The sequence below is a fragment of the Pseudomonas sp. CM25 genome (genome assembly GCF_013179705.1).
Lineage (GTDB): Bacteria > Pseudomonadota > Gammaproteobacteria > Pseudomonadales > Pseudomonadaceae > Aquipseudomonas.
This window is the reverse complement of the sequence record NZ_JABMCW010000226.1, coordinates 1-9269: the sequence shown is the minus strand read 5'-3', so window position 1 is coordinate 9269 and position 9269 is coordinate 1. Positions and strand designations below refer to the sequence as shown.

Here is a 9269-nt window from a genome sequence, read left to right as displayed (position 1 = left end):
TGCCGGGCTCGCCCTTGACCAGCAACGGGCGTTCGAGGGTGATGGCCGCGTTTACCGCCAGCTTCAGGTCGTCTGTGGCGACGTAGTCGCGGGTGCCTTCGAACTTCATGGATCTGTCCTCTGCGGTAAGCCTGTACTGGCCCTTTCGCGGGTAAACCGTCTCCGACAGGTAGTTGCGACCTCTGTGGGAGCGGGTTTACCCGCGAAAGGGCCAGTACAGGCAGCACATATTTTGATTTGTTACCGACTATAACGCGGGCTTGGGCGGCTGCAAACGCAGACCGGGTATTCAGTCCCTGAATGCCCCGTCACTTCCCATCAGTCAGACTTCGGTGCCGGCTGCTCATAGCGTGCATTGAACGCCTGGATAAAGCCGTTTCGCAGGATCTGCAAGAACGCCTCGAAAGCGCTGATGTCCTGCTTGTGCACGCTGCCGCTCAGCTCAACACGGGTAGCGAACTGGTTTTTCGGCTGGTTCTTCAACACGGTCTCGGTCGCGCCTACCACTGCTTCCCATACCGAGCGGAAAAAACCTTTGTCCTTCTCCTTCACATCCTGCTGCCAGTCGAATACATCGACATCGCGCAGCAGCGGCTTTATGTAGCCGTTCAGCCGGCCATTCTCGGCCTGGGCCTCGATGACCACGTCGCCGTGCCCGGCATTGAAGTCGAATTTTCCGTAGGCGCTGGCGAAGTCGTTGAGCTTGCGCAGCTCGATGCCGGTGGCGCGCAAGCGGAACTCGAAGTCATCAAAATCGCTGAACGGGTCGAAGGTGGCACGGCTTTCCACCTTGGCATCGCCCGCGATCAACGCAGTACCGTCGAAGCTCGCGTCGCGTCGGCCTTTCTGATCGCGAACATTGGTCAGGTTGCGGATATTCGCTTGCAGCCGGGTCGCCTTGAGGTCCACCGGCGGTTTGGAGTTGAAATTGCGGAAGGTCAGGGTGCCATTTTCGATGTGCACTTCGTCGAGGGTGATGGGCAGCAACTTCTCCAGCTGCTGGCGCCAGTCGGTGCCCTGGCCGGTCTGCGAGGCCTGCTTGCTGCCACCGTCGACGAAATTCAGCTCGGGGCGGTCGAAGGTTACTTTGGCCACTACGGCCTTGTCGTAGATCAGCGAATGCCAGCTCACCGACAGGTCGATCAACGGTGCATCAAGAAACGGCACCGGCACCTTGCCGCTGGTCTTGACGATCTTCAGCCCGTTGATCTGGTACGCACCGCGCCACCAGGCCAGGTCCACATCGGCTACTTGGCCACGGTAGTCGCCCATGTCGGCCAGCTTGTCGTTCAGGTAGTCGCGTACCAGGTAGGGCAGGGCCAGCTGCAGGGCGACCAGCAGCACGACCAGGCTGGCCAGGCCGATCAGCGGCCAGCGATAACGGGCTCTCATCGGGGTGTCTCCAAGGCGGGATGTGCGGTTGACCGCAACCCACCGCGCGGAGTTCGAACAGGCTTTACGGGTCACCGGCCGGGGCTTACCCTTGGGGTCTTACCCTGCTTTTTTTCATGCCAAGGACCCCTGCCATGAGCCGTATCTTTGCAGACAACGCCCATTCCATCGGCAACACGCCGCTGGTGCAGATCAACCGCATCGCCCCGCGCGGCGTGACCATCCTGGCCAAGATCGAAGGGCGCAACCCGGGCTACTCGGTCAAATGCCGCATCGGCGCGAACATGGTCTGGGACGCCGAAAGCAACGGCAAGCTCAAGCCGGGCATGACCATCGTCGAGCCCACCTCGGGCAACACCGGCATCGGCCTGGCCTTCGTCGCCGCTGCCCGTGGCTACAAGCTGATGCTGACCATGCCCGCCTCGATGAGCCTGGAGCGTCGCAAGGTGCTGAAGGCGCTGGGCGCCGAACTGGTGCTGACCGACCCGGCCAAGGGCATGAAGGGCGCCATCGAGAAGGCCAATGAAATCGTCGCCTCCGACCCGGCCCAGTATTTCCTGCCTGGCCAGTTCGAGAACCCGGCCAACCCTGCGATCCACGAGAAGACCACCGGCCCGGAAATCTGGAACGACACCGACGGTGCGGTTGATGTGGTAGTGGCCGGTGTCGGCACCGGTGGCACCATTACCGGTGTTTCGCGCTACATCAAGCATACCCAGGGCAAGGCCATCACCTCGGTGGCCGTGGAGCCGGTGGCGTCGCCGCTGATTACCCAGACTCTGGCCGGTGAAGAGCTCAAGCCCAGCCCGCACAAGATCCAGGGCATCGGTGCCGGCTTCGTGCCGAAAAACCTCGACCTGTCGATTGTCGACCAGGTGGCGACGGTGACCGATGAAGAGTCCAAGGCCATGGCCATCCGCCTGATGCAGGAAGAGGGCATCCTTTGCGGTATTTCCTGTGGCGCGGCGATGGCGGCGGCCGTGCGCCTGGCCGAAAAACCGGAAATGCAGGGTAAGACCATCGTCGTAATTCTGCCTGATTCCGGCGAGCGCTATCTGTCGAGCATGCTCTTCAGCGACCTGTTCAGCGAGCAGGAAAACCAGCAGTAACCGGCGTTTCCGCTGATCCGGGGCAACATCCGGCGGCGGGCTTCATTGCAAAATCTTCATCAATGCGATCCCGCCGAGGTTGTTTTTACCTCGGCGGGATCGGTTTATGATGGCAGGATGATTTTTCTGGAGTGCCAGGCCGCGCAGCCCTGGCGCTTCCCCAAGGAGTGAAAGCATGACCTTTTCCTTTGCAGCCAAGGCGGGTGTCTTGCTGGTGTTCTTCGGCAGCGTGCTGTTCGTGCACCTGCGCGGCAAGGCCCGGCTGCCGGTGTTGCGCCAGTTCGTCAACCATTCAGCACTGTTCGCGCCGTACAACGCCTTGATGTACCTGTTTTCCGGCGTGCCGTCCAAACCGTACCTGGACCGCCAGCGTTTCCCCGAGCTGGACGTGCTGAAGGACAACTGGCAGGAAATCCGCGAAGAGGCCATGCGCCTGTTCGACGAGGGCTATATTCGCGCCGCCGAGAAGGACAACGACGCCGGCTTCGGTTCATTCTTCAAGAAGGGCTGGAAGCGCTTTTACCTGAAGTGGTACGACAAACCGCTGCCGTCGGCAGAAGCGTTGTGCCCGCGCACTGTCGAGCTGGTCAGCAGCATCCCCAACGTCAAGGGCGCAATGTTCGCGCTGCTGCCCGGCGGCAGCCACCTGAACCCGCACCGCGACCCCTTCGCCGGCTCGCTGCGCTACCACCTGGGCCTGTCCACGCCCAACTCCGATGCCTGCCGCATCTATGTGGATGGCGAGGAATATGCCTGGCGTGATGGCGAAGACGTGATGTTCGACGAAACCTACGTGCACTGGGTGAAGAACGAGACCGACGTTACCCGGGTGATCCTGTTCTGCGACATCGAACGCCCGCTGAGCAGCCCGCTGATGTCCCGCATCAACCGCCAGGTGAGTGCCTTCCTCGGCCGCGCCACCGCGCCGCAGAATACCGACGACGAGCGCGTTGGCGGGATCAACCAGGCTTATGCCTGGAGCAAGCGCTTCAGCAACCGCATCAGCGGCCGTGTGAAGACGTTCAAGCGCGCCAACCCCAAGGCCTACCGCATCCTGCGGCCGGTGCTGGCGGTGGTGGTGGCGTATCTGTTGTATCGCTGGTTGTTCTGATTACAGGTTGTTCACGGCGCCTGTGGCGCAGCATGGCCAGCTTGTCCAGGTTGGAGCCTGTACACACGATGCGAAGGCAATGGTGCTTCGTGAGTTGCTGCTTTATAGGAAATTATAGAGCGACTATGAAGCGATTATAGGCCGGTCAAAAAGGGCCGCACAGCGGCCCTTTGCTGAGTTACGCCGGTTCGAGTGCCTCCACCACCTTCCCACGGCTAAGGTGCACCACCTTGTCCGCCGTATCGAAGTACCGGTCATCATGAGAGATCACGATGATGGTCTTGCCCAACCGCTTCAGGTCCGGCAGCAGCTCGGTGTAGAACACCCTGCGGAACGTCGGGTCCTGGTCCGCTGCCCATTCGTCGAACACCAGCACCGGTCGCCCGTCGAGCCAGGCATTTACCAGCGCCAGGCGCTTGCGCTGCCCGGTCGACAGGTCGGTGGTGGTGAAGGCACCGTCGCGCACGCTGACCTTGTGCGCAATCTCCAGCCGCTCCAGATAACGCGTGGCGTCCTCGGGCAGGCTGTGCTCGTGTTCTGGCAGGTCGTCGAACAGGTAGTAATCGGCAAACACGGTGGTGAACAGCTGCCGGTAGTCATCCAGCCCCTCTGGGCCGACGGCCTTGCCGTTCAGGCGCACCTCACCGCGTTGCGGGGTGTACAGGCCTAGCAGCAGCTTGATCAGCGAAGTCTTGCCGCAACCGTTTTCACCGACGATGAACAGGATCTCGCCCGGCTCGATGCTCAGGTTCACCGGCCCCACGCGGAACGGTTCTTTACCGTCTACCGGCGGGTAGGCGTACTCGACGTCGTGCAACTCCAGGTGCGCGGTGGCGGCAGTGGCACGCTTGACCGGCGGCTCCAGCAGCAGGTGCGGCTCGGGGGAGGAGAAGCGCTCGGACAGATCAGCGATACGGCGGAACGCGATTTGCGCGCGACCGAGAATCGGCAGGTTGCCAATCAGCGTTTCCAGCGGGCCTTTCATGTACAGCAGCACCAGCACGAAGCCGCTCATCACCGCCGGGTCATTGCTCGGCCACAGCGATTGCAGCGCCAATGTCAGGCCGATGACCACGAAAAACAACATCGACCCCAGGCTCTTGGCCGCAACGAAGATGTTGATGGCACGGATATGGGTGTTGGCGATGAAGTCGGCGGTGCCCTGGATATTGCGCGTCAGCATGGCGTGGCGACGGCGGCGGTCGATGCGCAGCTCCTTGGCGCCTTGGGCGATGGCCGAGTAGTGCTTCTGCAGGTTGTCCTCGGCATCGCGGGCAGCGTTGAAGCCGGCCACGCCCTTTTGCCGGGCGATGTACTGCACGCCGCTGCCGATACCGATGGCCACCAGAGTGATGAGGAAGATCGGCCACGACAGGTAGGCCAGGTAGGCCAGGCAACCCAGTACGGTGGTGAGCGAGATGGCCAGCGGGGCGAAGGCGAAGGCGAAGTCGCTGATGGTGTCGACGTCACGGGTCAGCACCGGGATCAGACGGTGCGTGCGGTAGCGCTCGATCTGCTCGATGGGCGCCGACAGCACTTTGGCCCCCAGGTCTTTGCGCAGCCTGGCGATGACTTTCTGGCCGACATAGTTGGTGCCGCTGTCAGCGGCCACGCTGCTGACCAGCGCCAGTACGCACAGGCCGGCAAACGCCAGGATCACGCCCTGGCTCATGCCGCCGGCCGCATGCAGGCCCTGGTTGACGGTGGCTAGCAGGGCGGTGACGGCCAGGCCACCGACCATGCCCAGCACAACCGAGACGATCACCGCCGGGCGGTAGGGTTTGAGCAGGCCCAGCAATTCGCGGATGGCCCCGGGGGAGGAGGTTTTCATGAAGGGTGATCTCGCTGGTGGAGTGGGGGCGGGGTCAGCTGCCGAGGGTCAGGCTGCCCTTCATCAAGGTGCTGTGGAACGGGAACGAGCAGTAGAAGCTGTAATCGGTACCGGCCTTCAGCGACCGGGTATCGAGGCTGACGCTGTCTTTTTCGCCGCCGCCGATCAAACGGGTGTGGGCGATGACCCGGGTGTCGCCGGGTTTCACATAGTCCTGCGCCTCGCCGGCCTTCTGGCCGTCGTCCAGCACGCCCTGCATGTCGGCCTGGGTGCTCAGTACCCAGTTGTGGCCCATCACGTTCTTCGGCATGTCGCCGGGGTGGGTGAGGGTGACGGTGAACGAGGTGCAGGCCTTGGGCACGGTGATGGTGGCCGTGTCGAAGGTCATCTGGTCGGTGCCGTTGATTTCCACGGCGCATTGCTCTGCCGACCAGGCGGCGGGGGCCGTGGCGAGCAGGGCGAGGAGCAGGAGCTGGCGAGTCATGTACGGTTCCTGGGCGATAAAAGGGTGCACATCGTTCAGACGAACCGGCGCGCGCTGGCTTTACCTGTGTGTGCGGCCTTGGTGAATTTCCCGCAGGCCCGCTCGTTCATCTAGTCAGGCGCCGCAATGGCGCACATCCCGATTTCGCCGCCAACGCGGCCCTGGCTTGAGGTGACCGTCATGAGTGAACTGCTGAGCTTTGCGATCGAACCCCTGGACGCCGCGCGCGGCAACCTGCCGCTGCTGGTACGCGCGCCGGAACCGGGTATCGACCTGCTGGACGCCTTTGCAGCGTTGCAGCCGCTGGTGGACCGGCATCTGTTGCAAGCGGGCGGCATTCTGTTCCGCGGGTTCGAGGTTGGCGGCCCCGAAGCCTTGCGCCAATTCGCCGCGTCGTTTGGCCACCCGCTGCTCAACTACGAGTTCGGCTCTACCCCGCGCAGCAACGTGACCAAAGGCGTGTACACCTCCACCGAGTACCCGGCGCACCAGAGCATCCCGTTGCACAACGAGCAGGCCTATACCCTGGAATGGCCGATGAAGATCTGGTTCTACAGCGTGACCCCTGCCGAGACCGGTGGCGAAACGCCGATTGCCGACAGCCGCGAGGTATACCGGCGCATGCCGTCGCGTATTCGTGAGCGCCTGGTGGAAAAGGGGTTGATGTACGTACGCAACTACGGCAACGGCCTGGATGTGGAATGGTCCCAGGTGTTCAACACCGACGACCCGCGCCAGGTCGAGGCGTACTGCCGGGCGCATGCCATCGAGTGCATCTGGAAGGATGACGGCGAACTGCGCACCCGCCAGCGCTGCCAGGTGGTAGCGCGCCACCCGGTGACAGGGGATGACGTATGGTTCAACCAGGCGCACCTGTTCCATGTATCGAACCTGCAGCCTGAGGTGCGTGAGTCGCTGATGGATATCGTGGAGGAAGAGGACCTGCCGCGTAACGTGTATTACGGCGATGGGACGACCATCGAAGATTCGTTGCTCGATGAAGTGCGCGGGGTGCTGGATGAATGCACCATCCGCTTCCCGTGGCTGGCGAACGATGTGCTGATGCTCGACAACATGCTGGCAGCGCATGCGCGGTCGCCGTTTACCGGCAAGCGCAAGGTGGTGGTGGCGATGGCGCAGGGGCATAGTGAAGTGTTGGGCTGACAGGTGCTTGCCGCAAGATGTGCCGCGCCTGTGAGATCGAGCGCCGCCCGCGCGGCGCTCGATCTTACAGGCGCTGAACCTGCCATGGCGAACACCTTTCAGCCCCGCAGCCCTCCACTAAATAACCCCCCTACCCCTTCGTCTGACAGTTACCGCTCGACTGCCAGGACTCCGCTCGACATGAATGCCGACCAAACGCTCAAGCTCGCCCGCCGCTTCATCGAACTCAGCCCCGACAAGCGCCGTCTGTTCCTCAAGGCGCTGCAGGGCGAGGGCATGGACTTCTCCGTGCTGCCGATTGCACCCGGCGTGGACGTGGCCGAGCGTAACCAGCTGTCGTACGCCCAGCGGCGCATGTGGTTCCTCTGGCAGCTCGACCCGCAGGGCGCGGCCTACAACTTGCCCATGGCCGTGCGCCTGCATGGCCCGCTGGACCTGGCGGCGCTGCAGCACGCCTTCGATGCGCTGGTGGCCCGCCACGAAACCCTGCGCACCCGCTTTGTTGCCGACGGCGATGATGTACGCCAGCAAGTAGACGCCAACGCCGCGCCCCTGCAGCTGCGCCAGGACGCCCTCACAGAGCTGGACGAGAACGCCCGCCAGGCCGCCATCGAAACCATCGCCGAAGCCGAGGCCCTGGCCCCCTTCGACCTGGCCAGCGGCCCGCTGCTGCGCGTGCGCCTGCTGCAACTGGCCGCGCAGGAACACGTCCTGTTGCTGACCCTGCACCACATCGTCGCCGACGGTTGGTCGATGAACGTGCTGATCGACGAATTCCTGTGCCTGTATGACGCTGCTGTGGCGGGCACTGAAGCCACCCTCGACGCGCTGCCGATCCAGTACCGCGACTTCGCCCTGTGGCAGCGCAGCTGGCTTGAGGCGGGCGAGCAGGAGCGCCAGCTGGCCTACTGGCAGGCACGCCTGGGCGACGACCATTCGCCGCTCGAGCTGCCACTGGACCGCACCCGCCAGGGCCGCCCCAGCTACCGCGGCGCTCGCCACGAATTCCCCATCGCCACGGACGTCACCGAGCGCTTGCGCGGCCTGGCACGCAAGCACAATGTCACCCTCTTCATGGTCCTGCTCGCCGCTTTCAAGCTGCTGTTGCAGCGCTACAGCGGTCAGGCTGCGATCCGCGTCGGTGTACCGATCGCCAACCGCAACCGTGCCGAGGGCCAGGGCCTGATCGGCTGCTTCATCAATACCCAGGTGCTGCACACCGAAATCGACCCGCTGCTGGACATCGCCGGTTTGCTGCAGCGCGTGCGTGAAACCGCCGTGGGCGCGCAAAGCCATCAGGACCTGCCATTCGAACAGCTGGTCGAGGCCCTGGATTTGCCGCGCAGCAGCGAAAGCCCGCTGTTCCGCGTGCTGTTCAACCACCAGGCGCAGGTGGCGGATGTGCAGGCCATCGAGACCCGCTCCGGCCTGCGCCTGGCGCCGATCGCACTGGAAAAGCACAGCGCCCGCTTCGACCTGGCGCTGGATACCCACGAGCGCGGCGGTCAGCTGCAGGCGGCCTTCACCTACGCGACTGACGTGTTCGATGCGGCCACCATCGAAACGCTCGGCGAACAGTGGCTGGCCCTGGTGCAGGCGCTGGCCGCTGAAACCGCTGGCGCAGTAGGTGAGTTTGCACTCCCGCGCCTGGCTACGGCCACCGGATTGACAGACCCGGCCGATGATGCGCCGCTGGTGCACCAGCGGTTTGCCGCTGCGGCTCGCCGTCATCCCGAACGCACCGCAGTGATGGCCGCAGGGGAGCAGGCCAGCTTTGCCGAGCTCGATGCCCGTGCTGAAGCCATCGCCAACCGCCTGGTCGAAGCCGGGGTCGGCCCGGACAGGCTGGTCGGCGTGCTGGCCGACCGCAGCGTCAGCATGCTCGCCAGTATCCTGGGTGTGCTCAAGGCCGGTGGCGCCTACTTGCCGCTGGAACCTGAACAACCGGCTGAGCGCTTGGCCTACATGCTTGCAGACAGTGGCACGCGTGTGCTGCTGGCACCTGGAAACTGGCAGGCCGAGTTGCCCGCCAACGTACAGCGCCTGGACTGGGCGCAAGGCGGCACTGGCAGCCCCGCACGAACCGCCCCGGCCGCGGCCAACCTGGCGTACGTGATCTACACCTCCGGCACCACCGGCCAACCCAAAGGCGTGGCGATCAGCCATGGCGCCCTGGCC

At 63.8% G+C, this 9269-nt stretch carries 8 protein-coding genes and 1 pseudogene; 4 read left to right on the top strand and 5 right to left on the bottom strand.

Annotated features, from left to right (window positions below):
- Both HP546_RS20660 and HP546_RS20655 read right to left on the bottom strand, forming a co-directional pair.
- A pseudogene (locus HP546_RS20660) lies at positions 1–109 on the bottom strand (ATP-binding protein); the annotation flags it as partial.
- Between the two features lie 209 nt (positions 110–318).
- Positions 319–1392: a DUF748 domain-containing protein gene (locus HP546_RS20655; RefSeq protein WP_172228909.1), complete on the bottom strand. Its 1074-nt coding sequence runs from the start codon at positions 1390–1392 to the stop codon at positions 319–321.
- Between the two features lie 134 nt (positions 1393–1526).
- Between HP546_RS20655 and cysK the strand changes: the two genes are divergently transcribed.
- Positions 1527–2501, top strand: coding sequence for a cysteine synthase A (gene cysK, locus HP546_RS20650; RefSeq protein ID WP_172228907.1), 975 nt, complete (start codon positions 1527–1529; stop codon positions 2499–2501).
- 42 nt (positions 2502–2543) lie between these two features.
- Here cysK and HP546_RS31485 read toward each other — a convergent pair whose 3' ends face one another.
- Positions 2544–2678 (bottom strand): hypothetical protein, encoded by a 135-nt coding sequence (locus HP546_RS31485; RefSeq protein ID WP_256676262.1) that lies wholly within the window; start codon positions 2676–2678, stop codon positions 2544–2546.
- On the opposite strand from HP546_RS31485, the gene HP546_RS20645 reads away from it, so the two are divergent.
- Positions 2677–3612: an aspartyl/asparaginyl beta-hydroxylase domain-containing protein gene (locus HP546_RS20645; protein WP_172228905.1), complete on the top strand. Its 936-nt coding sequence runs from the start codon at positions 2677–2679 to the stop codon at positions 3610–3612. The genes HP546_RS31485 and HP546_RS20645 overlap by 2 nt on opposite strands.
- Positions 3613–3790: 178 nt before the next feature.
- Here HP546_RS20645 and HP546_RS20640 read toward each other — a convergent pair whose 3' ends face one another.
- Both HP546_RS20640 and azu read right to left on the bottom strand, forming a co-directional pair.
- Positions 3791–5443 carry a cyclic peptide export ABC transporter gene (locus HP546_RS20640; protein WP_172228903.1) on the bottom strand — a complete coding sequence of 551 codons (1653 nt, stop codon included), beginning with the start codon at positions 5441–5443 and terminating at the stop codon, positions 3791–3793.
- A gap of 34 nt (positions 5444–5477) precedes the next feature.
- Positions 5478–5927, bottom strand: a complete 450-nt coding sequence (gene azu, locus HP546_RS20635; RefSeq protein WP_172228901.1) for an azurin — start codon at positions 5925–5927, stop codon at positions 5478–5480.
- Positions 5928–6107: 180 nt separating this feature from the next.
- On the opposite strand from azu, the gene HP546_RS20630 reads away from it, so the two are divergent.
- Entirely contained in the window at positions 6108–7091 is a 984-nt protein-coding gene (locus HP546_RS20630) for a TauD/TfdA family dioxygenase (protein ID WP_172228899.1), read from the top strand.
- Between the two features lie 180 nt (positions 7092–7271).
- Positions 7272–9269, top strand: a 1998-nt coding sequence (locus HP546_RS20625; protein ID WP_172228897.1) for a condensation domain-containing protein, incomplete at its 3' end; no start/stop codon positions are given.